Genomic DNA, 21,680 nt, shown 5'->3' with positions numbered 1-21,680 from the left:
ACGGACGCCCTTCTGTCGCCCATGGACCGGTCACCGTTCCCGTCGAGGCGGTGTCGCCGTCGTCCGCGGCAAAGCGCGCCGACGAACTTACGGATCGGCCACGTCTTCGGCGATCCAGAGGCCGGCCGTGCCAGCGACGACGATGTGCACGCGGCCTGGGCCCGCTGGAACGGCCAAGATGTCCTCTGCGCCGGGGACGCCGGCGCCTCCGAAGGAGACCCACGCTGGCGCGAGGAGTGCTCGCGTGAAGACCTGGCCGCTCGTTCTTGCGGTGATGTAGCGGACGCCGCTTGGGGTGACGGCCACAGCGCGGAGGCTGGTGCCGCCCGGCCCCGGGGTCACTACGGTGCAGCCGCCACTCGTTGGGTCCCAAGACACGAAGTCGTGAGCCATGATCACGCCCGTGTTGGAGACGCCGTACACCACCTCGACGGGGACGCTGGCATCGGGCAGCGCGGCGAGTCCCGTTCGAAGGTAAGAGTCGCGTGGGCAGCTCGCAGGGAGGAGACGTCCGCCGCCGTCGAGCTCCCAACGCCTGAATTGGCTGGATGCTAAGAGGCCGCCGGTAAGGGCCCCGGTAGGGAACCAAGCGACCCCCGTCGCGTTCGTGAGGCCGCCGCAGTCGAGCGTGCTGCCCGCAACCGTCGCCCCGAGCGGGGCGGTGTAGATGCACGTGGTGCCCAAGCCCGTGAGCGCGAGCGCGAGCCTTCCCGAGGCGACGTCAACGCCGCGGAGGTTGCCCGAGAAATAGGGGGGGGTCGTCAATGTGGCTCCGGCGTCGCCGTTGACCCGAAGCGCGCCGAATGCCGCCGCCCAAAGGCTGCTGGTGTTGGTCCAGTAGAGTTGCCCTTCCGCGTGAGCGAGCCCGAAGGCGGGGCCCTGCGGGCTCAACAGGCGAAACGCGACGGGCCCCGCGTCGAGCTCCACACTCGCGTCGTTGCCCGAGGTCGCGTCGTTGGGGGCCGCGTCCGACACGACCGTTGCGTCGCTTGCCCCGTCGAGCGTCGAGCCTGCGTCGGACGCACTTGACGCGCCTGACGCGACGGCTTGCTTGCAGTTTGCACCCGGTTGGTCGCAGCGGTCCACGAACTCGGCGGGCGCGCACACCGGCGGAGCCCCCGCGGCGCAGGGCTCCCTCGCGCAGGGGATGCAGGTCTCGTCGTCGCCACAAGCGCGGTCGCGGCAGGCGCTCGCGAGGAAGATGGGAAGGTCCAGCGGCTCGTGTTTCTCGTAGCGCAGCTTGCGCCTCGCGACGATGCAGCCTTTCCATTGATTCGCGGCGGTGCACTCTTCGCTGCGAACGTCGACGCCAGCGACGGTGGTGATGGTCACGAGGTCGTCTTTGCTCGTTCCGCTGGGGGCGAGCACGAGGGTGCCGATGGTGTGGGGCGAACCTTCTAGGCAGTCGTTTGTGGTCGTGACGGGAATCGCGTCGGCCCCGGTGCCGTTGTAGATCGACGTGCCGCGAAGCTCCGCGCATGGCACGTCCGTCGTGAGGCGCACAGTGATTTGCGTGGGCTCGAGGCAGGCCCACGCGAGCGCGGCGAAGGTCACGGCCGCGCCGAGCAGGGTTACGTAGACGTGGCGCCGCGCCATCAGGCCGATGCTACCTCGCCGCGGAGCGCGCGGTCTCGCGCACCCGGCGTGACCCGGTCAAAGCGTCTCTACGGCAAGCAACACAGAGGCCTCCGTAGGCTGCGGCGGCGAGCAAGAGGCGCGAAGTGAGGGCGCTTCGAAACGACTCGTAGATCACGGCTCCGATGGTCGCCGCATCGCAGGCTGCAGGCGTCCATCGTGACCCCAAGAATCGGGCGCCCTACAGCGTTGGGGTCTCGCTACTCTACGTCGCCATGAGCACGCTCCAGACGACGCTCCTCTGCGAGCCCTCGGAACGCTTCGGATACTTCGGGAAGCTGCATCTCGCTGGTGACCGACTCTGGGCCGTGGGCGGTACGCGCCACAACGCGACGCTCGCTGTCTCCACCAACGGGCGACACTTCTATCGTCGCGCCACGCCGAACACGCCGGGCCTCCGCGCCTTTCTCTGGCTGAGCGAGTCGCGCCTTCTGGTGGTCGGTGAATACGGCATGCTCGCCGAGTCGCTCGACGGCGCCGCCACGTGGCGCGTCATCCCGACGGGAACGCGCGGCTGCCTCTTCGGCCTCGCCCAGGACGCGTCGGGCGCCATCTGGGTCGCGGGCGACGACGGCTTCGTACTCCGCTCGGCCTCCGACGCGCAGTCCTTCGAGCGTGTCGATCTCGGCACGACCTCGCGGATTTCTGGCCTCACGGTCATCGACGACGTGCTCTACGTCCGCTGCCACGACGGTCACCTCCTCGCCCATTGCGGCGGTGACACCAAGACGCTTTTCAAAGCCGAGCACCCCGTCACGTCCATCGTGCGCACGCCCACCGGCGCGCTCGTGGTGACCGGTGACGGCGGGCTCGTCCTTCGGGCCCCTTCCGCCGGGGGCGCCTTCGAGGCCGTGAAGGTCGACACCTCTTGCGATCTCGAGGCCATCGCCGTCACACCCGTCGGCCTCGCGGCGGTCGGCGCCGAAGGCGTAATTTTCGTCTCGCGTGACGACGGGCGCTCCTTCGAGCTCATCGACAACGACGCGACGGAGCACCTTTGGAGCCTGTGGCCCACGGGCTCGGGCGCGCTCATTGGCGGCGACGACGGCGCGCTTCTTTGGCTTCACGAAGCCGACGACACGACGTGGAGCGCCCGTCCCGATACCCTCGCCGACGAGCCGAGGGCCAGTGACGCGCTTTGGGCGGTTGCTCCCGACGCGTTCCTTGCGAGCGAGCTCTTGAAGTTGCCCACGGGCGCGGCCGCGCGCGAGGCGGAGCGCTTCGAGCAGAGCTGGGGGACGCCGCTCCCCGACGAGCTTGGCGCGTTCCTGCGCCTCGAGGAAGCTGGCGCGTTCAACGAGCGCCTCTACGAGTGGAGGCCGGAGACCGAACGTCTGCCGGAAGCGCCCCACGGCGAGAACCTCTTCGAGTTCTTGGTCCGTCGCGATCAGAGCGCCTACCTCGGGACGGGGCTCCCGGAGGCGTTCTCGGGCACCGTCTGCCTGGGGTCGCTAGGGAACGGCGACACGTACCTCGCGTCCATCTACGACGATCGGCGCGCCAGCGACGACATCTCGGTCTCGCCCGCAGGGCCGCGCACGCTCCACTGCTTCGACCACGAGGAGCACTCGCTCGCGCTCGTCGTTGCGTCCAGCGTCTCGCGCTTCGTCTACTTCTCCGCGCTGGCGCAGGCGATTCAAGATGAGGCGGTGTCTCCGAAGGTCGCGAGGCGTGCTCTCGACGGGCTCGCCGGCGGCATCAACCCGACGTGGCACTTCCGGTCGACGGTGGAAGCCGTGCTCGGAAAGAAGGAGAAGCTCGAAGGCTACGAGCATCCCACGATGCAGAGCCGCTACTGGGAAGCGCGCGCACGCTGGATCATCTACCTCCTGCGCAACGACGGCGTGGTCTCCGTGGACGACACGAAGAACCTGTTTCATCCGAACTTGAATCCCGTCCTCGATGACGCGCTCCACGCTCGCTGGAAAGAGTCGTCCCAGGAGTTCGTGCCGACGCTCCTCTACGCGCTTTGGCGCACGTTCTTCTTTGACGACAAGCCCCGCCTCCGCGACTACATCGCCATCGCGAAGGCCTCACCCTCGCGCCTCGCCCGCGACGCCGGTGCCCTCGCTGCGGCCCTCGAGGACGGACGGAAGGAGCTCGGGAGCATCGCCGACATTCATGACTTGAGGCGCCGCTTTATCGCTCTCGACCTCGACCCGGCGCGCGCCGAAGCGCGCGAGGCGGAGGCCAAGGCCAAGGCAGCGGCCCTCGCTGCCCGCCGCGCTGAGATGCGCGCCGCCATCGAAGCCAAGGCCATCGCCGGAGAAGATCTGACGGCGCTGCTTTGGGATGGGCTCACCGACGGGCCGCTCCACGAGGCCGTGGAGGAGGTGCTGCGACGCGACGAGACCCTCACGCTGACCTTCGCGGGCCTCGACTTCATCGTCGGCACGGGCTGGTCGCGGGAGAACCTGTCACTCAGCCACGAGAAGGCCCACATGCTCGAGGCCCTCGAGGATGTGGGTGACGCTCGCGTCGTGCCACTGCTCCTTGGCGCGTTCCTTCGCGATAGGGACCCGTCGGAAGCCAAGGAGGGACCGGTGCGCGTCGCGTCGGCGTTGCCGCTTCAAGCGGCGGAGATCCTCACGGCGTTCGTTGCCAGGGGCCGCTTCGATGCTCGCTTGCTGCCGCCGCTTCGGCGCGAGCTCGACCAGGAGCCGGAGCGCTTCGAGCATCGACGTGTGGCCGCGACCCGACTGCTCGGACTAGCCCGCGACGCCGAGGCGGTCGCTCGCCTCATCGCGATCGGCGAGGCCAAGGCCTCGGACGACTTCCTCGCGTCGATCAGTATGGGCGATCTCAACGCGGCCATCGCCGAGGCGCTGGGGCGCATCGGTGACGCCGCAGCCATTCCGGTCTTGCGTCGCATGGTGACCGAGTCGCTCTCCTCCTACAAGAAAGCGCACTCCTTCGCCGCCATGGCGCTCGCGGCGCTGGGCTCGGTCTCCGATTGGAAGCTGATCCTCTCGGCCTCGGCCTCACTCGAGCGGAAGCCCGCGGCATTCATGTTGTGGGCCGTGGGCGAGCTTGGAGCCAAGGCCGACACGACAACACGTGCGGAGATGGTCGCGGCCGTCACCGACTGGAAGCCGCGCTACAACGTCTTCTACCTCGAACTCTTGCAGGTCGGCGTGCGGCAGCGACTGGGGGCGGCGCCCGAAGGCTTCGCAGACACGCTCGCGAGGGGACTGACGGTGCCAGGTTGGGATGCCGAGACGACGGACGTGCAGCACACGTTTGCCTTGCGCCTCGCGGCCGTGAGCCCGGCTGTGAATGGCGCCGTCGTGCAGCACGTCGCGGCGCTGCGGCTCCGTGACGAGCGGCGCGTACGCGACGCGGCGGAGGAAGCCGCGCGGGTCCTGGGTGACGACGGGCCCGCACCGCGACGCATGGACCGGCTCGCGGTCGCCACGCTCGAAGCGCGCGAGGGGGTGCCGGGCCTCTTGGTGGCGCTAGCCGACGAGCGAGCGTTCTTTCGCACCAACGTCGCGCGGCGCCTCGGTGAGCTTGGCGACGTGACCGCCCGCGGGGGTCTCCTCGCGTTCGGCAAGGCTCAGGTGGACGCGATCCCGCGCGAGGTAGCGGCCGTGGTCTCACGCGACGTGGGCTACGCGCTAAGGTGGACGCTTCGCGCGCTCCTCGAACTCGGGCCGTCGTCGGAGCTCATCACGCTGGCCCGCGAGGCGCTGCTCCATCCACACCGCGACATCCGCGATCCCGCGCTTCGATACGCGGCGGAGCTACCTGCGGATGACTCGCTCGTCGAGCCCATGCTCCGCGTACAAGAAGCGAAATACGGCTGGCAAGAGGGCACGGCGCGCGAGTGGCTCGAGGCGTGGAAAGGCACGCCCGCCTACGAACGCGCGTTGGCGACGTTGCGGACCTGAGGCGCGCCAGGCAGGCGCGCACGCAGCGGACTCCGCGCCCGCCTCGCCCTGCGTACCTCAAGGGCCGTCCTTCACGTCGCGCGCGATCCAGATGCCGTTGTCCGCGGCGACGAGAACATGGACCCTCCCCGGCTGGGCGGAGTCGACGGCCAAGATGTCCGCGGCGCCCGAGAGTTCAGCGATCTGCATCCATGTCTGCGTCCCATTGAGCTGGCGGAACACGCGGCCGCTGGTCGTCGTGGCGTAACGGTCGAACTTCGGAGTGACGGCTCCGGCGACCAAGGTCTCGCTCGCGGGCCCGGCAACATCCTGCGTGCAAGTGGCCAAACCTGTTGGAGCGCTGCCGTACCCGATCGTTGGCGCGATGCCGTTGACGCCGTTCACCACGTCCTGACCGGCTACGAGTGGCGAGCCGAAGGCCGTGCGGATGTAGCTCGTTCCGCAAATGACGTTGCCCGAACCCGTGCCGCCATCGAGGCTCCAGCTCGAGAGCCCGTCTAGGCTGAACGTTCGCACGCCGCGCGTCGCCTCGTCCCGGGGAAAGAAGGCGATACCCAAGGGAGAGCCGGACAAGCACGGCAGAAGAGTTGCCGCATCGGGGTAGCCATGTGGAAAGACCGAGCCGCACTTGCCTGCCGCCCACCGGCCCGCGAGCGCAATCCCGGCGTCATTGACGTCAAGGCCGCGGAACTCGCTCCCCGCCGGCGCGGGCTCTTGCGCTCCCGCGTCGCCGTCGCTCAAGAGGAGCGTCACGAGGGGGGCCGACCACAGGGCCTTGCCCGTGGTCCAATACAGTCGCTCGGCGTGGAACGCCAGGCCGTATACGTGCTCGCCCGCTGCCGACGGTACGAGCCGTACGAAGGTCGGTGCGCCGGCGTCGGCTACGGGCGCCGCGTCCCCCGTCGCGCCGTCGCTCGGGTCGACGGTCCCGTCGGCGCTGCCCCTGCCGCCGTCACTCGAGGCAGGGCGGCAGTTCGCTCCCGGCTCCGCGCATCGGTCAACGGCCTCCGCCGGAGCACACAAGGGCACGGCGTCTTTGGCGCAGGGCTCCTTTGCGCAAGGGACGCACGTCTCCTCCTCGCCGCAGGCGAAGTCGCGGCACGCGCTCGCGAGGAAGATCGGGAGGTCGAGCGGCTCGTGCCTTTCGTAGCGGAGCTTGCGACGCGCGACGATGCAGCCGCTCCACTGATTGGCCGCCGTGCACTCTTCGGCGCGAACGTGGACGCCGGCAACCGTCGTAATCGTGACGAGCGCGGAGTTGTCGTTCCCGCTGGGAGCCAGCACGAGCGTCCCTACGGTGTGCGGCGAGCCCTCGACGCAATCACGAGTCGTCGTGACGGGAACGCCATCCGCGCCGCTGCCGTTGTAGATGCTGGTGCCCATCAGTGACGTGCACGGTACGTCGGTCGTCAGCCGAACGGTGATCTGGGTAGGCCGGAGGCACGCCCATCCAATGACGGCGGCGACGGTCAAGAAGGAGCCTGCGAGAACACCGCGGGGGCGCACACGAGGAGGCTACCCGGAGGCCGCCTCGTTGCCCATGCCAAGCGCGTTTACCGTTGCGACCGCGGCGCGCAAGTCGTCGGGTGCTGCGGCGAGCCATGCATCCTGAACATGGAGGTGCTCGTTCTGAATGAGCTTCAACACGCGTCGAGCGAACTGCGAGCCAGGACCTTCGGCGATCCAGGCCGGCACAAGCTCGTCCGACACGAGCATCTCAACGGCGGGCGTCGAGCGCCAAATGACGCTGCGGATGCGCCGTTGCGGCATGTCGGAGTCATGCTTGAAGCCGAAGACCAACGCCCGATGCGCGACCTCGGCGTCGAGGTTCGACAAGAGATCGTAGAGTTCAGCGCGGAGCGCTTCCGAGTCGACATGGAGCGCACCTTCGAGGACCGCGGCCGCTGCGTCGGCCGATGGCGCTGCACCGGCGATGGCCGCGTAGAGTGCCTGCCGCACCTCGTCGAAGTCGGGTCCTCTGTTCTCCGGCGCCTGCACGGCTTCGACGAAGCGTTCGTAAGCGCCGGGCACGGCCGTGTCAGACCATGAGGTGATGCGCATGCCGCCGGCCTCGCGGACGATCTCCGGATGCGCCAGGTCGCTGATGGTTCGGAGTCGGTGCGCAGCGGAGCCAGTGACCAGCGGACGGGCCCGATCGACGGGCACGTGCCGGCGCTTCGCCGTGACCAGCCGTTGCGTTGCGACCTTGCCGGGCGGTGGGAGTAGCGATCGGATCCACGCGCGGAGTTCGGGCTCGTCGGTCCAGACGAAGAGCGGCTCCAGCGACGCGCCGTCTTCGACCGACAAGCGCGCGACGTAAGGCACATCGTCGATGACGACGATCACGGTCGAGGTCACCTCGACGTGGCGGGCGACCTTCGCGAGCGCGTCGAGCGTCGGGGCGAGGTCACGAAACGCGAAGGGAAGGGTGAGCGCGTTCTCGTCGGCGTCGGGGTCGCCGTGGAGTGCCGCCGCGGTGAGCTCATCGAGGAAGCAGTCCGCGAGCGTGTCGAGTTCGATGACGTCGTCCGGGGCGAACTCGACGTCGGGCGTCACCGCGCGCTCGGCCTCACGCGAGAGGGTCACGCCTTCGCGTACCAAGGCGCCGGCGCGTAGCCCGACGTGCCCGACCTCGAACCACTCGGAGCTCCCCTCGTACAGGACGTCCACGTCAAGGGCCGGTACGCGCTCCGCCGCGACCTTGAGCGCCTCGACCAAGGTCCCCACCGTGTGATCGTCTTCGCCGACTTCGGGAAAGGGGGGCACCTGAGCGGCCCAGACCCGACGATCGCTGCAGCGCACGCCGATGACTCGGACAAAATCGGGCATGACGAGGCATACGTTAGAACAGGGCCAAGTCTACCCGCGTCGCGAAGGAGCCCCCGGTTTTGCGCGCAAGAGCGCCGGCTGGACGCCGCGCGGCCCTGTCCCTAACGTTTCGGGCCATGTCCAAACCCAAGCTGACCTACTTCGATGCTCCCGTGAGCCGCGGCGAAGAGTGCCGCCTTGCCCTCCACCTTGCCGGCGTCGACTTCGAAGACGTTCGCATCAAGCGCGACGAGTGGCCCGCGCTCAAGCCGAAGACGCCCTACGGTGCCTTGCCGATCTTCGAGATGGAAGGCCACGGCGTGTTCGCGCAATCAAACGCCATCCTCGTTCTCGTCGGCCGCCGTCATGGGCTGCACCCCAAAGACGATTTCGAGGCCGCTCGCCACGAGGCCGTCCTTTGCCACGTCGAAGACCTCCGCGCGCACGTGACGCCCACGCTCCGCATGACCGACGAAGCCGAGAAGAAGAAGGCGCGCGAGGCCCTCGCAACGACCTACCTGCCGACCTGGGCCGAGAAGATCGAGCGGCAGCTCGAGGCGGGGCCGTTCTTGGCGGGCGCCAAGATCCACGTGGCCGACATCAAGCTCTACATCGCGATCCGCTGGTTCGCGAGCGGCACTGTGGATCACATCCCGTCGACGGTGTTCGCCCCGTTCCCGAAGGTCATGCGCCTCCACGACGCCTTCCGCGACGACGCCGCCGTCAAGGCTTGGTACGCGCGCGGCTGAGCGGGGCCGGCGAACGAAGGGGCCCGTTGTGATCGGTAAGGCGCAGGTCGCGGCGGCGCTCGCGAAGGCGGATGCGTGTCTCGAGGCCAACGACTCAGAGGGCGCGCTCCGCGCCATCGGGAGCGTTCTTCGCGCGAGCACGTACGCCAAGCCCATTGGCCTCGAGGTCGCGAGCTCGCTTCTTCGAACGTTCCGCGTTGCGTGGGCCGCCAAGCGTTACGCCGACGGCGAGCGTGCCGCTTACGCGACCTATTCGATTCGCGTTCGCCAGCTTGCCCCCGACGACGATGACCTGGCGACGGCCATGCTGTCGGTTGCGATGAGTTTCGACGCGCGCGGTGCGAAGGCCGTGGCCGCCGATTTCATGCGCAAGGCGATGTGCATCACCGAGAAGGCCTTGGGGCTTGAACACGAGCGCGCGCGCGCCATCAAGCGCGCGGCGCAAGACCATCGCCGCGAATTCGATCCCGCGCTCCGGCCAGGAGCGCCTGGCGTCTACGAGCTCGACACTCGCGGCGCGTCGGGCAACCCGGACCTCGCCTTCGTGGCTGACATCCCCGCTGCCGTGGCTCGCGTTAACCTCGACTTGCTGCGCGTCGGTGCCCTCGGGAAGCGGCTTCCCAAGGGGGTCGTCTTCACGGCGCGACCCAAGGCGTCGCTCCCAACGCCCGTCGTGGGCAACAAGGGCTCCTTGCTCTTGGTCCACGAAGCCGTGAAGGCGGTCTTCGACGCGACGGGCGCGGCCTTCGAGTCCTCGCGCGTCGAGATCCTGACGAGTCAACGAAAGCCCATTTCACGTGAGCATTTCCTGATTCATCCGCTGACCCTCTACGAGTGCCGACACGCGAAGGCGCGGCACGACCCCGAGTCGCTCGAAAGCCTCTACACCGAGGATCTCGTCGTCGACGCGAAGGCGGCGAAGAAGGCGCCGCCGCTCTTTCGCATACCCCGCGGAGGGCGAGAGCTTCCGTATCACGGAGCGTTCGTGAACGAGGAGGTCGCCGAGGCGCTCTATCGCGCGCTGTTGCCGCACGTCTACCTCGTCGAAGTTCGCCAGTCGCCGCGCCCCCGCACCGCTCACCGGTAGAGCGACGCGACGACCTCTGCGTATCGAGCGAGGACGGCGCTGCGTTTCACCTTGAGCGACGGCGTGAGTAGGCCATTGGCGGTCGTGAACTCCTCGGCCAGGAGCGCGATGCGCTTGGGTCGTTCGTACGACTTCACGTCGGCGAGGTAGCGTTCAACGTCGGCCGTGACGCAGCGGAGTACGCGTGCGTTCTCGAGGAGAGATGTGTCGGACACGAGGTCCGGTGCGTTCGCTTGGGCCCAGGCGCGGAGCTCCGCGATGTCCGGCGCCACGAGCGCGACCGTGTGCGGTCGGTTGTCGCCGTGAATGAGCGCCGCGCCGCGATGCGGCTCTCAAGGGCCTCGTCTTCTACGAGGCAGATGCGCGCGCCCGAGTCGCGGAGGATGTACATCCAGTCGTCTTCGAGCTGCGCCGCGTACATGGGGACCCACGCGGCGCGGAGGCCGTAGGCCGCGAAACAGTAGGCGACCCACTCGATGCAGTTGCCCGAGATGATGGCGACGCGTTCGCCGGGCGCAACATCGAGGGTCGCGAGGCGCGCGCGGCACGCGTCCACACGTTGCCCAAAGTCTTCGTACGTCTCGTAGCGCCAAGCGCTGCCAACCTTGCGACCAAAAAGCGGACGCGGCCCGTGTTTCGCCCGCTGGGTTTGAAGGAGCGTCACCATGTCGAGCATCGGATCGTTGCTCCTCGTCGGCGCGGTCTCCGAGCGAAGTTCGCTCAATCGTAGAACCACTGAAAGTAGAAGCGACCGGAGAACTCGCGGAGGTTGTCCTTCTGCTCGGGGAAGCCCTCCATCGTCGGGTACATGCGCCATTCTTCGCCGGCGAAGGGCGCGACCTTGACCTTCGGGCTGTAGCCCTTCGTGCCATCGTCAAAGTGGCCGTGCGACCAATCGAAGAAGCCCTTCTTCTGCTTGGTCTTCTCCTTCGATGAGTAGTGCTCGCCCTCGTAGTCGTAGGGGAAGGTCATCATGGGGCTCGTTCCCTTGACGACGAAGATGTGGCGCTCGGTCACTCCGACGACGACGGGCTGCGCCGACGTGCCGCTGTAGTGGTACGCGACCACGCAAACGGGTTCAGACTCGCCCGGCTCGCGACTCGCTGCGGCGCCGGTACGAAGGGCCGCGAGGCTCGGACGAAAGTCGAGAGCCGCGGCGCCCTTTGCCACCATGCCCTTCGATCGCACGACGAAGAAGACGACGACGCCCAGGAAGACCACCATCATGATGATTTGCGGGAGGCCCATGGGCGAGGCGTATCACGGCCGGCGCGCCGGCTGCGTCACTTCTGGCGTCGTGCCACGAGGTCCATCGTGCCTATGCGGAGCCTACTGGCGCCGGCCAGCGATGGGAGTCGCCGTAGCGCGCGAGCGCCGTGGTGTCAGGCCTTGCAGGGCGTGCCGCAGGAGCCCTGCTGGCAATCGAGCATGTCCGCGTAGCGTTGCGCGCCCTTGATGTGGTCCATGGAGCACTTGCGAATGCACTCGACGCCGGCGTCGGTCTTCGTGCCGAGCTTCTGGCAATCGTTGGAGCAGTCGCTCAGCGCCGAGCAGATGGGGTCGTCGAAGCAAGTGTTGATGACGATGCAACACTTCTTGAGGAGGCAGTCGTCGCAGACCTTTCGGTTCGTGTGTACTTGGGGCACGCAGGCGACGTCGACGGGGCCGGTGGTGCTCGCCTCCTCGACGCCGGCGTCTTCGGCTACCGCAGCGTCAGCCCCTTCCGCGGGAGTCGCCGGTGCGCTTTCCGAGGACGAGCACGCGTAGAGCGCCGCGCTCGTGAAGACCACAGCCAAGGAGTAGGAGACGCCGCCTCGCATGGGGGGCGCTCTAGCACGCGGCCGTGCCACCGCCATTTCGTCGCCAAAAATGCCCTAGCCGGCGCCAGCTTCGGGCCTGGAGGGCCCCTCAGTCGGCGCGAACGCAGCGGAATCCGGAGCGGGTGTTTTGCGGAGTGCTCGCCGGAGCGGTCTCCCGGTAGTTTGCCCGGAGCATCGTGGCGCCGAGGTCGGTCCAGTTGGCGCCACGCAGGAGGACCTTGTCCTTGTATGCCGACTCGGTGCACACGGGATCGAGCGTGGCCTGCGTCTGCCAGCAGCGCTCCGTCGACGGAGAGAAGTCGTCGCGAATCCACTCGGAGAGGTTGCCGGCGAGGTCCACCACCTCGCGGTCGCCGATGCGAACGCGATCGCGGCGGCCCGAGCCCGGGAGCGCCGGCCCAACGCCGAAGCTGACGCACACGCGCTGCGGCGCGGGGGCCGACTCGTCGTAGTGGCGACCGAAGACCGCGTCTTCGCAGCTCGCGTCGTCGGAGCCCCAGGGGAAGGGGAGATTGCGCAGCGCGCCCGCGACGTATTCGTACTGCGCTTCCGAAGGCAACGTCCCGCCACGTTGCGCGGCGCAGAACTTCTCGCTGATGGCCTTTGACACGCAGTTGACGGCAGCGTCTTCGAACTGCCCCGGCGTGTTGGTGTAGCGGCAGTAGAGGTTCGTTTTCGAGGAGTAGAGGTACGGATCGGCCTTGGCGGCGTCCTCGTCGAGCGTCGCGAGCCTCGACCTGCGAAACGCTCGCACGGTGACCTCCGTGAGATCGATGAAGAACGGCGAGAGGGCCACGAGCCGCTCCGGCAACGGATCGTAGAAGCTCGGATCGCCCATCCAGAGAGCACCTCCCGGCACGCACACCTCACCGTCACCAGCGGGGCGCGAACAATCGCGACGGATCTCTTCACGCCATGTGCCCACGAGGCTCTTGGTTGGGCGGCCTTCCTGCGCGGCGATGGGCGCATCGAGCGTGCCTTGCGGCTGGCCCACGGTGTCGGTGCGGAGGACTACGGTGACTTCACGAATGCCCTCCGCCGCCGTGCTCGGCAGCGCGACAACGGACTCGATCGTTGACGGTGTGCGCGCGTCGACCAGCGTCTCACCGGCGCCGCCGAGACGATACAGGCGAACCCGAGCGCGGTAGCCACTCACGCCCACGCGAGGCAAGAGCCCAATCGAGGCCCGGCCGCGCTTCACCACGCCTCGGTCGATGCCGAAGTCTCGTGAGCAGCCGGCGCACGTTTCGTTTTGGCCCGGAGGAAAGAGCTCGACGCGGAGGCGCTGAAAGAGTGCCGGGCGGTCGTCGGGCGAGGTCGCCTCGCCGGGCCCCTTGGGCAACCACGCGTCGGTGTCGACGTAGAGGAGCAGCTGGCCCTCCGGTGGAAGCGCGTCGCGATCGGTCAAGCCGCCGCACGCGGCCAAGAGCGCGAGCGTGAGCGAGGGCACGACGGCGAACGCGCTCGACAGCGCACGGGTCATCGAGGCCTCCTGGCGTAGGCGCAGCGAAACCCTAGCGTTGCGTACGTGGAGAGCTGCGTTCGATACGCGGGACGAGGGTTCAGCTGGATGAACCCGTCGCCCCGGAACGGACGTCGGTCGGCGTTCTTTGGCGGAGGGCAGAAGGGATTCACCAAGGGACCCTTGAGCCAGCAGTCGGCGGTGTAGGGCAGGGGTTCGTCGAGCACGAACTCGGACACGTTGCCCGCGAGGCGCTTGATGCCCAGGGGGCTCAAGTCGCCTTCGCTCTCGCTCGAAGGCCTCGGCCCGCGGCCGAGCGCAGCGCAGTGGCCCGAGGGCCCGCCCGCGGGCTCTCGGTCCACGACCGTCCGTTCGCAGGTGGGTGCATCGTTGCCCCAAGGGAAGCGGCGCTTCTGCGCGTGCCCGGCGACCGTCGCCGCGTGCTCCCACTGAAGCTCCGTGGGGAGATCGCCGCCGAAGAACTGGCACATGGCTCGTGCGCCGTCCCAGCCCATGCACGTGGCGGCGTAGTCCTCGCGGCCCATCGGCGTGGAGGAGAAGGTGCAGTCTTGGTCGCGCGTCGTCCGCGGCCCCACGGGGCCGTCGTTGCGCGCCGGTCTCGCGCCCGTGTAGCCCGCCTCAATCGCGGCGCGGGCCCGCGCGACGGTCACTTCATCGCGGTCGAGGTAGTAGCGGTGAAGGCCGAAGATGCGTACCGGCACGGTGTTCAGCATCGACGCGATGCTCGCGGCGTAGTCGCTGTTCTCCACGGTGCCGAGCACGGTCGCTCCACCCGCGATGCACACCGTGGGCGAGTCGGGGGCGTCCGGCTCGCAGGGCTCGCGGAGCCACGTGCCGATGGCCGAGCTCGTGGGGCGGTCCATGTTGGCCTCGAGGGCTCCTTCGGCGACGAGGCTCCGCTCCTTCTCCTTGTCGACACAGGAGGTGGAGACGCCCAAGGCTGGGCGCCCCTCCGGCCCGACGTGCGCCATGGTTCCAACGCATGCACCATGCAGCAAAACCGGAAGCCGGCCTCGCTTGCCCGGCTCGAGGCGAACGAATACCAGCCGGTCGACCGTCATGAGCGGCAGCGGCGCCTCCGCCGGCGTGGCGTCGACGCCGTCTCGGAGAAGGCGTGGCTCCCTCGTCGCCTGGGGCTGCGCGAGCGGGGCATCCCAATCGCGAACGCGCTCGCCTTCGTAGGTCTCGACGTAGCCTTCCGGGTAGGCGCGGAGGCGGACGAAGATGCCCCGGCCCTCGCCTTCGTCAGGCGAATAGACGCTGAAGCTGACGGGCCAATCGCGCACGTCGGCGCGGCCGAAGTCGTTGGACTCGAACCACGTGCCATCTTCCGTGTAGAGGTCGACGCGCAGGCGCCCCACGACGAGCGGCACCGGCAGGTTCGTGTCGACGACGACAAGCGCCTCGGGGAGGGGGGCCTTTTCGACCTGCCCGCAGCCGCCCGCCGCTACGACCGAAATCGCCAAGAGGGCGCGCGCGGCAGGGCCGCAAGAGGAGAGGCGCGTCCAGGGCATGCGCATGCCAGGCGCGTTCTAGCCAATGCCCGGGGACGCGCAACGCCGAGGCGCATCCCCCCCGCAAAATGGCCGCGCTATTGGGCAATGAGCCAGGTGCCTGGTCCCGCGTCGACCGCGGCGTCCGCGCCGATGCCGGCGACGCCGGCGTCACCAACGCACCACATCATGGCCGTTGCGGCGCAGGGCGCTCCGTCACCGGCTCCCGGGTAGGCGCACGTGAGGCCAACCTGCGGGCATGCCTTGCTGACCCATGTGAAGCTGTACGTCGCCGGGCAGCGAACGTCGTTGTGAACGACCGGGTAGTTGCACGCGACCGGGCCAGGCTGCGTCTGCGGGGGGCTCTCGGGCCACGTGCTCGAGCAAGCGTCGTACTCGAACTTCTTGCACCCGTGCTCGTCGTTCACGAAGCGTTGGTTGCAAAGGTTGTCGCAGAGCGTCGCTTGGGTCGGGCACCGGCCCGAGGGCTCGTAGCCGCCCACGAGCGCACAGGCGCCGCCCTTTGGCGGACAGCAGGCGCCGGGGGCGCCGTCGGGCGGGGGCGTTCCAGGTAGGGTGTTCGAGGAAGCCGCGCCACCGTCGGCGCTCGCTTTCGAGTCGCCGTTGGTTTCGCCCACGGTTGCCCCACAAGCCACTGCAACGAGGCACGACGCGAGGGATGCGAATCGGATCATGTCCGGTCCTAAGCAGCATTCGTGCCCGGGTCTCGTCCGCGGCAAGTCGCGACGCAGCAAGCGCGACGCCGTGTGCCGAACCGTGTCACGTCACCGACGGTGCCGTCATGCGGAAGCGCTCCGACCTCAATGGCAGCGCGGTGCGTAAATCGTAAATGAGTGCAAACTGCAGTTATTCGCAAGGCGCACGGACTCGGGCCGTACGCGCAACTCGCATCGAAGGCGCGAGCCCAAGGTTTCGTCTATCGCGCGCTTGCCGGGCAAAAGACCTTCCCGTCGACCATCTGCCCGTCGACCGTCAGTCCCTTGCAGGCGCGTCCCGGCGGGCCCTCGTAGGTCCGAGCGCTCGCGGGGAAACGGCAGCTCTTGAACACGCTCGAGCTCATGAGGCCCTGCGAGTTGAAGCCGGTGCATGGCGCACCGAGGGTGCCGACAGAGAATCGGCCGCGACACGAATTGTCGCAGCCGGGGCGGCCTTGGCACGGCACCGGCGAGATCGCGTGGGGGCAAAGCGACCCGGCCGCCGACTCGCATTCGCACTCGGTGGGCATGGGGCTCGGGGCAAGGGCCATGTTGTCACCGTGGTGCCGGTTGCCCCTAAGCGGCAGGCACTGGCACTTGCCGCGGTCGTCTCTTGGCGCCGCTGCGGGCGCTGCGGTCGGCGCTGCCGCCGTCGCCGCCGTCAGCGCCTTTGGCGCCGGTCGCAACGTCGCCGTCGACGGCGCCACGCTCGCGGCGGGTGGCGTGGAAGGCGTTGGCGCGGCGCTCGCGTCGGCGGGCGGTGGCGCGGCATCCGGGGGCGCGGTCGCGGCCTGCTCGGGGTGCCGTGACGCGAGCCAGGCGACGGTGCCAGTGAGCGCCAAGAGAACAAAGGCGACCAGGCTGATACCGAGCCCCACGAGCAGCGCGTGGCTCTTCGCGGCCGCCGGCGCCTTCGCGCCGGTAGTGTGCTGTTCGAGCCGCGATGCTTGGGACGGAAAGGACGCGCCCGTGTGTTCGCCCGCTGCCGAGCTCGCCGGCTGCGCGGCCGGGCCCCACCGAGCGCCCTCGGCGGTGGCATCCGTCTGGGAGACCGCAACGGCGGGCCTCGGCCCAGGTCCCAAGACCGTGCCCGAGACCGGACCCGAGAGGCCCGGCCCGGTCCGAGCCGGCGTTGAACCAGGGCGACTCGCGAGCGACGTGAGGTGTCCAACACCGAGCGCTTCCGCGAACTCTTCCGCCGACGAGAAACGGAGCGCCGGCGCCTTCTCAAGGGCACGAGCGATGGCTCTCGCCACCTCTTCAGGGACATCGGGGCGATGCGTCCGGATGTCCGCCGGCACCCGCGTGTTCACGAACTGCAACGTCGTCGGAACGTCAGGCCCCGCGAGCGGGTTTTCACCGGCGAGCATGCGGTAGAGCAAGATGCCCACGGCGTGCAGATCCGTGCGCCCATCGATCGCGCCGCCAGCGGTCTGCTCCGGCGCCATGAAGGCAGGCGTACCCAGCATGAGGCTCGACGTCGTCGGCCGCCGCCGAATCGTCGCCTCTGTCAGCTTCGCGATGCCGAAGTCGAGCACCTTGATCAGCTCGCGTCGCGCCGGGAGCGGCACGACCATGAGGTTGGCAGGCTTGATGTCGCGATGCACGATGCCCTGCGCGTGCGCCGCGGCGAGGGCCGAGAGGGTCTGCTTGGCGTAGTCGACCGCCACCTCGACGGGCAGCCGCGGCTGCCGAACGAGCACCTTGGCGAGGCTCTCGCCTTCCACGAGTTCCATCACCGTGAACGTGGTCTCCGGACCACCTCGATGAAAGTCGTAGAGCTGAACGATGTTGGGGTGCCGCAGCGACGCGAGCGAGAAGGCCTCTTCGCGCATGCGCTCCAAGTTGTCTTGGTCTACGGCCAAGTCCGGATGGAGCATCTTGAGCGCGACGCGTCGCCCGATGGTGGTGTCGGTGGCCACGTAGACGGCGCCCATGCCGCCTGATGCGATCGACGAGTCGACGCGAAAGCGACCCGCAAGCACCTGCCCCGTGAGGTCCAACATCGCGCGGGCGATGGTAGCCGAGGCGCCGGCCGTTCGTACGGGCGCCGGCACCGTGTGTCCGCTTTGAACCTGCCGATCGCAGCGCCGTTGGGTCTTTCCGCGTGCGGCGCGGGGAGTCGGGCATGTAGCATCGGCACAATGCCCTTTCACGTTCACGCGACCCGCGTCTTGCCGATCCTCCTCCTCGTTCTCCCGTCGTTCGCCTGCTCGAAGATCAAAGAACGCGTGCTCGCCGCTGCCGGTGACGGCGGTTCGTCTGCCGCGAGCGGTGCCTTGCCTACGCCGGTCTGGAAGGATCACGAGCTGAGCTTTCAGGGGCAGAAGGGCGGAGCCACGTTCTTGGTCTCGGGCACGAAGCTCACGATGAACTTTCGCGACCTGCCGCCCGGCATGACCATCTCGTCGGGCACGCAGAAGACGACGACCAGCACCAGCGGGTACGCGTCACTCGCCGTTGAGCTCGTGGACCGCTTGGCCAAGCTCACGCCGCGTGACGCCTTCGATTTCAAGTTCAAGTTCGATCCGCAGGTGAAGGTTGAGCTCGACTACGGCCCCGCGGGCAAGCTCAGCGTCGACGCGCCCCCGAGCAACGTGAACTTCGGTCTCGGCGACGCCTTCAAGAAGGCCTCCGACACGCCGGTTCCGTTTCCCGCGCCGGTTCCACCGCCCAAGGAGCACACGGTGCTCTTCGTGGGCGCCGGCAGCGCCGAGCCCATCGGTCCGGCGGCCACGGTCGACGCCATCGACCAGGTGGCGGTCGTGACCAACCTTCCGGAGCGAAAGGGCAAGGTCTGCGACGGCTACAAGGCATCCGGCAAGAACGCGAGCGACAAGACCAAGTCGTTCGTGCTCGAACTCGTCGATCAGAAGGTCACGATCTACGACGCCCGCTCGACCAAGTCGCTGGCCAGCAAGGACTTCAAAGCAAAAGACTCATGCCCGCTCATGGCCTTCGGCGGGAGCGCCAAGACCTACCCGACCAACGATGAGCTCAAGGCATGGGTGCGTGACATGCGCGGCAAGAAGTAGCGCGACCTCGCGCCCGCGACTCAGTGGCAACTCGAGGACTCGGCGGCACACACCGCGCTACTTGGCGCCGCCGACCGTCGTGTTCACTTCCGGAAACTTCTTCGAGAAGAGGAGCGTCTCCTTGTCGAGCGTCCGGTGGATGATGGGCAACGTGATGTCGGCCTCGCCCCAGAGCGCGAGCTCCGGCGTCGCGTGGAGTCGCCACTCGGGCGTCATGTCGGACGCAGCCTCGACACGGGTCTCGAAGCTGGAGCGGGCGTCAAGGCGGACGCGCACGCCGACATCCTCGGCGAATTTCACAACCGCGACCGGCTGCACGGAGCAAGAACCCTTGACGTGTTGCGTGACGCCGTCGAAGTGGAATGACGGCGCCGGCGAGATCTTGAAGTCGCTCGTGTCGATCTCGAACTTGTGGGTCGGATCGCGCCGGAAGCGGCGCTGCTCGACGCCGTCAACGTTGTAGATGGCCCGAGCCACGACCGTTCCGGTGGCGCCCGTGCGGAAGGTCCCCTTGAGGTTGCCATCGAGTTCTTCGATGTCGCACGTGACCACCACGTCGTAGTGAACGCCCACCGGCAAGTCCTCTCGCGTCGTGCCGTCCTTGGCGACGAGCGGCACCTTCTTCTTTCCGAGCCCCGTCGCCAACGTGAGAGCGCGGTTGGCGAGCGCCTTGACGTCCATGTCGCGGAGGAGGTCGGCCATGCTGCGTGCTTGTTCCGGCGGCGGATAATTGCTCCACGCCATGCCGTTGGTGTTCGACCACTGGAGGTCGACGTCGACACTGAGATCGGTGCTGTAGGTCGACGACGCCTTCAGCTCGGCGTCGAGGATCTTCGGGACCGGGCGCCCCGCGAGCAGGCTCGCAAACCGGCGCTTGCCGACGGTCGCGTGCCCTTCGATGACGGGGCTCTGGACGTGGACCTTCGCCGTGGGACGGATGATGGCCTTGAGCTTCATGCCGTGCTTTTCGAGTTCGAAGGGAAACTCCTGCGTGAAGGGCGCCTTGAACAGGTCGTTCGGCGGTAGCTCGTAGCGGAACGTGTAGTTCTGATCGAAGGTCGCGAGCTCGTCGTCGGACAGCTCGCTGTCGTCGTCGCGTGCGTCGCCGGAGCAGCCGCCGGCGAAGAGAGCAAGTGCGGCAAGGGCGACCGGCAGCGCGGCGGAGCGAGGCTTCATGGGGCCTTCTGCTTCAACAGTCGTGCCAGGCAGGCGTCCAACGGTTCTGCTGCAAGCAACACCGTAAATGCCCCGCTTCGAGTGCAAGGGGGGGGCGACGATCCAGGGTGGCGTAGGCCACGACGTGACAAGGGATCGCAAGCCAGCGTCTGAAACCGTAACGTAGGGCGCTGATGCCGCGCGTTTTCCTTCCGGGGTTCGTGTTCGCCACCTGCCTCGTCGCCTGTCGCGAGAGTGCTCCCCTCGCGCTCGCTTCGCGCGACGCCGCGCCGCCGCCGCCCTCCGCGAGCGGGGCGGTCGCAACGGTGGTCCCGGCGCACCCGGTCGCGCTTGCGAGCGTTGACGCGGGGGCCGATCCGTTGGCGATGCGCACGATGCGAAACATCGAGATGGTGCCGTATTGCCTCTCGTACCCGTCGGCCTTGATGAAAGAAGACGACTCCGACCGCGGCGAACACGGTCGCAAGGCCTTCGTCCTCAAGAGCGGCAAAGAAGTGGGGCCCAATCGGGCGCGCATGGTCTTTAGCGGAACGTGTGGCCCGACGGCCCTGAACGAGCTCTTTGAGCGTGATCAGAAGGACATCGCGCGCGACGCACCCGACGTGAAGTTCTCCGTGAAGGCGCTCCGCGCCGACTCCTACGCGCTCTCGTGGCGCAAGGGCGACCGCATCCACTACGGCAAGCTCTGGACGGCGAAGGGTGATCCCGGTTGCTTCGTGCGCGTGGTCTTCGAGTACGGTGACGCGGAGCGCGGGCTCTTCGATCCGATCGTTTCGCGCGTCACCGCGTCGCGGCCCGACTGTCCCGATCCATAACCGGCAAGCAAGCCGGATCCGGTCACGTCGACCGGGGATTGATCCGAGAGCCCGTGTCGCTCTCTGCCGCGAAGACTTGGCCAAGATGGACTACGCGCGAGACGGCGACGCGGCGTGGGCGCTATGGTGCGCGCCATGGCCCACGCACCGGAATTCAAGTCCCTCACTGTTGATGTCGCGGCTCATGTCGCGACCGTCTTGCTCAAGGCCACCGGCAAGGTCCATCGCATGGGCCCGGAGTTTTGGCGCGAGCTTCCGGAGGCCATGGCCTGGGTCGATGGCGAGGACGACGTGCGTGTCGTCGTGCTCCGTGGCGAGGGCGCGAACTTCTCCTCGGGGCTCGACCTCCAAACGATGGGCGGCGAGCTCGCCCCGGTGCTCTCCGGCGAGGCCATGGCGAAGGAGCGCACCGAACTCCTCACGCTCATCGAGCGACTTCAGCAGAGCATCTCCTCGGTGGCCGCCTGTCAGAAGCCCGTCATCGCGGCCATCGCCGGCGTCTGCATCGGCGGCGGCGTCGACTTGGCCACGGCCTGCGACGTCCGCTTGGCGGCTGCCGACGCCCGCTTCAGCGTGCGCGAGGTGCGCCTCGCGATGGTCGCTGACGTCGGGACGCTCGCCCGACTCCCAGCCCTCGTGGGGCAAGGGCACGCGCGCCTCCTCGCGCTGACGGGTGACGACATCGACGCCGCTCGCGCGCTTCGGATTGGGCTCGTGCAAGACGTCTACGACACGCACGAGGCGCTGTTCGACGCGGCGCAAGCGCTCGCGCAACGCGTGGCGCTGAACCCGCCGCTCGTCGTTCGCGGCATCAAGAGCGTCTTGAATGCCGCGTCGGAGCGGGCGGCCGGCGAAAGCCTTCGCACGGTCGCCTTGTGGAACGCCGCGTTCCTTCCTTCCCATGATCTGAAAGAAGCGATGATGGCGTTCCTCGAGAAGCGGCCGCCCACCTTCACGGGACGTTGAGCGAGTC

At 68.2% G+C, this 21,680-nt stretch carries 18 protein-coding genes; 6 read left to right on the top strand and 12 right to left on the bottom strand.

The genetic code is table 11. The features are described 5' to 3' along the window. Positions 1-87: 87 nt before the first annotated feature. Complete coding sequence (locus tag IPG50_26670; GenBank protein ID MBK6695765.1) at positions 88-1,596, bottom strand: hypothetical protein; 1,509 nt, start codon at positions 1,594-1,596, stop codon at positions 88-90. 254 nt (positions 1,597-1,850) lie between these two features. Here IPG50_26670 and IPG50_26665 point away from each other — a divergent pair, with 254 nt between their 5' ends. Next, positions 1,851-5,525 (top strand): hypothetical protein, encoded by a 3,675-nt coding sequence (locus IPG50_26665; protein ID MBK6695764.1) that lies wholly within the window; start codon positions 1,851-1,853, stop codon positions 5,523-5,525. Positions 5,526-5,582: 57 nt separating this feature from the next. Here IPG50_26665 and IPG50_26660 read toward each other — a convergent pair whose 3' ends face one another. Next, entirely contained in the window at positions 5,583-7,031 is a 1,449-nt protein-coding gene (locus IPG50_26660) for a hypothetical protein (GenBank protein MBK6695763.1), read from the bottom strand. Positions 7,032-7,040: 9 nt separating this feature from the next. After that, the gene (locus tag IPG50_26655) at positions 7,041-8,354 is read right to left on the bottom strand and encodes a hypothetical protein (GenBank protein ID MBK6695762.1); all 1,314 of its coding nucleotides are present in this window, start codon (positions 8,352-8,354) and stop codon (positions 7,041-7,043) included. Positions 8,355-8,470: 116 nt separating this feature from the next. Between IPG50_26655 and IPG50_26650 the strand changes: the two genes are divergently transcribed. Next, positions 8,471-9,082, top strand: a complete 612-nt coding sequence (locus tag IPG50_26650) for a glutathione S-transferase family protein (GenBank protein MBK6695761.1) — start codon at positions 8,471-8,473, stop codon at positions 9,080-9,082. A 28-nt stretch (positions 9,083-9,110) separates the two neighbouring features. Beyond that, positions 9,111-10,169 (top strand): hypothetical protein, encoded by a 1,059-nt coding sequence (locus tag IPG50_26645; GenBank protein MBK6695760.1) that lies wholly within the window; start codon positions 9,111-9,113, stop codon positions 10,167-10,169. Here the strand turns inward: IPG50_26645 and IPG50_26640 are convergent. The 8 genes from IPG50_26640 to IPG50_26605 all read right to left on the bottom strand — a co-directional run bounded on the left by IPG50_26640 (position 10,160) and on the right by IPG50_26605 (position 17,687). After that, positions 10,160-10,306, bottom strand: coding sequence for a hypothetical protein (locus tag IPG50_26640; GenBank protein ID MBK6695759.1), 147 nt, complete (start codon positions 10,304-10,306; stop codon positions 10,160-10,162). The genes IPG50_26645 and IPG50_26640 overlap by 10 nt on opposite strands. Then, complete coding sequence (locus IPG50_26635; protein MBK6695758.1) at positions 10,303-10,893, bottom strand: AMP-binding protein; 591 nt, start codon at positions 10,891-10,893, stop codon at positions 10,303-10,305. Before IPG50_26635 ends, IPG50_26640 begins: the two co-directional genes overlap by 4 nt. After that, a complete protein-coding gene (locus tag IPG50_26630; protein ID MBK6695757.1) occupies positions 10,890-11,417 on the bottom strand; it encodes a hypothetical protein in 528 nt (175 codons plus the stop codon). Before IPG50_26630 ends, IPG50_26635 begins: the two co-directional genes overlap by 4 nt. Before the next feature lie 134 nt (positions 11,418-11,551). Beyond that, entirely contained in the window at positions 11,552-11,989 is a 438-nt protein-coding gene (locus IPG50_26625) for a hypothetical protein (GenBank protein ID MBK6695756.1), read from the bottom strand. 88 nt (positions 11,990-12,077) lie between these two features. After that, on the bottom strand, positions 12,078-13,472 hold the full coding sequence (locus IPG50_26620; GenBank protein MBK6695755.1) for an SUMF1/EgtB/PvdO family nonheme iron enzyme: 1,395 nt from the start codon (positions 13,470-13,472) through the stop codon (positions 12,078-12,080). Then, on the bottom strand, positions 13,469-14,992 hold the full coding sequence (locus tag IPG50_26615) for an SUMF1/EgtB/PvdO family nonheme iron enzyme (protein MBK6695754.1): 1,524 nt from the start codon (positions 14,990-14,992) through the stop codon (positions 13,469-13,471). Before IPG50_26615 ends, IPG50_26620 begins: the two co-directional genes overlap by 4 nt. 71 nt (positions 14,993-15,063) lie before the next feature. Continuing rightward, positions 15,064-15,660, bottom strand: a complete 597-nt coding sequence (locus tag IPG50_26610) for a hypothetical protein (protein MBK6695753.1) — start codon at positions 15,658-15,660, stop codon at positions 15,064-15,066. A 242-nt stretch (positions 15,661-15,902) separates the two neighbouring features. Continuing rightward, positions 15,903-17,687, bottom strand: a complete 1,785-nt coding sequence (locus IPG50_26605; GenBank protein MBK6695752.1) for a serine/threonine protein kinase — start codon at positions 17,685-17,687, stop codon at positions 15,903-15,905. A 138-nt stretch (positions 17,688-17,825) separates the two neighbouring features. Between IPG50_26605 and IPG50_26600 the strand changes: the two genes are divergently transcribed. After that, a complete protein-coding gene (locus IPG50_26600; GenBank protein ID MBK6695751.1) occupies positions 17,826-18,716 on the top strand; it encodes a hypothetical protein in 891 nt (296 codons plus the stop codon). 57 nt (positions 18,717-18,773) lie between these two features. Here IPG50_26600 and IPG50_26595 read toward each other — a convergent pair whose 3' ends face one another. After that, entirely contained in the window at positions 18,774-19,892 is a 1,119-nt protein-coding gene (locus tag IPG50_26595) for a hypothetical protein (GenBank protein ID MBK6695750.1), read from the bottom strand. A gap of 173 nt (positions 19,893-20,065) precedes the next feature. Here IPG50_26595 and IPG50_26590 point away from each other — a divergent pair, with 173 nt between their 5' ends. Together IPG50_26590 and IPG50_26585 are read left to right on the top strand one after the other, a co-directional pair. Next, entirely contained in the window at positions 20,066-20,707 is a 642-nt protein-coding gene (locus tag IPG50_26590) for a hypothetical protein (protein ID MBK6695749.1), read from the top strand. Between the two features lie 135 nt (positions 20,708-20,842). Continuing rightward, positions 20,843-21,673, top strand: a complete 831-nt coding sequence (locus tag IPG50_26585) for a crotonase/enoyl-CoA hydratase family protein (protein MBK6695748.1) — start codon at positions 20,843-20,845, stop codon at positions 21,671-21,673. The last annotated feature ends 7 nt before the right edge of the window (positions 21,674-21,680 follow it).

It is taken from the genome of Myxococcales bacterium, from assembly GCA_016703425.1.
Taxonomy (GTDB): Bacteria; Myxococcota_A; Polyangia; order Polyangiales; family Polyangiaceae; genus JADJCA01.
The sequence above is the reverse complement of the archived record's forward strand: the minus strand, read 5'-3'. Positions and strand labels throughout refer to the sequence as shown.

Excerpts from the sequence above, each read along its gene's own strand:
- IPG50_26670 (MBK6695765.1), bottom strand. The coding sequence starts at position 1,596 with ATGGCGCGGCGCCACGTCTACGTAACCCTGCTCGGCGCGGCCGTGACC.
- IPG50_26665 (MBK6695764.1), top strand. The coding sequence starts at position 1,851 with ATGAGCACGCTCCAGACGACGCTCCTCTGCGAGCCCTCGGAACGCTTC.
- IPG50_26655 (MBK6695762.1), bottom strand. The coding sequence starts at position 8,354 with ATGCCCGATTTTGTCCGAGTCATCGGCGTGCGCTGCAGCGATCGTCGG.
- IPG50_26650 (MBK6695761.1), top strand. The coding sequence starts at position 8,471 with ATGTCCAAACCCAAGCTGACCTACTTCGATGCTCCCGTGAGCCGCGGC.
- IPG50_26630 (MBK6695757.1), bottom strand. The coding sequence starts at position 11,417 with ATGGGCCTCCCGCAAATCATCATGATGGTGGTCTTCCTGGGCGTCGTC.
- IPG50_26625 (MBK6695756.1), bottom strand. The coding sequence starts at position 11,989 with ATGCGAGGCGGCGTCTCCTACTCCTTGGCTGTGGTCTTCACGAGCGCG.
- IPG50_26620 (MBK6695755.1), bottom strand. The coding sequence starts at position 13,472 with ATGACCCGTGCGCTGTCGAGCGCGTTCGCCGTCGTGCCCTCGCTCACG.
- IPG50_26615 (MBK6695754.1), bottom strand. The coding sequence starts at position 14,992 with ATGCGCATGCCCTGGACGCGCCTCTCCTCTTGCGGCCCTGCCGCGCGC.
- IPG50_26610 (MBK6695753.1), bottom strand. The coding sequence starts at position 15,660 with ATGATCCGATTCGCATCCCTCGCGTCGTGCCTCGTTGCAGTGGCTTGT.
- IPG50_26605 (MBK6695752.1), bottom strand. The coding sequence starts at position 17,687 with ATGTTGGACCTCACGGGGCAGGTGCTTGCGGGTCGCTTTCGCGTCGAC.
- IPG50_26600 (MBK6695751.1), top strand. The coding sequence starts at position 17,826 with ATGCCCTTTCACGTTCACGCGACCCGCGTCTTGCCGATCCTCCTCCTC.
- IPG50_26595 (MBK6695750.1), bottom strand. The coding sequence starts at position 19,892 with ATGAAGCCTCGCTCCGCCGCGCTGCCGGTCGCCCTTGCCGCACTTGCT.
- IPG50_26590 (MBK6695749.1), top strand. The coding sequence starts at position 20,066 with ATGCCGCGCGTTTTCCTTCCGGGGTTCGTGTTCGCCACCTGCCTCGTC.
- IPG50_26585 (MBK6695748.1), top strand. The coding sequence starts at position 20,843 with ATGGCCCACGCACCGGAATTCAAGTCCCTCACTGTTGATGTCGCGGCT.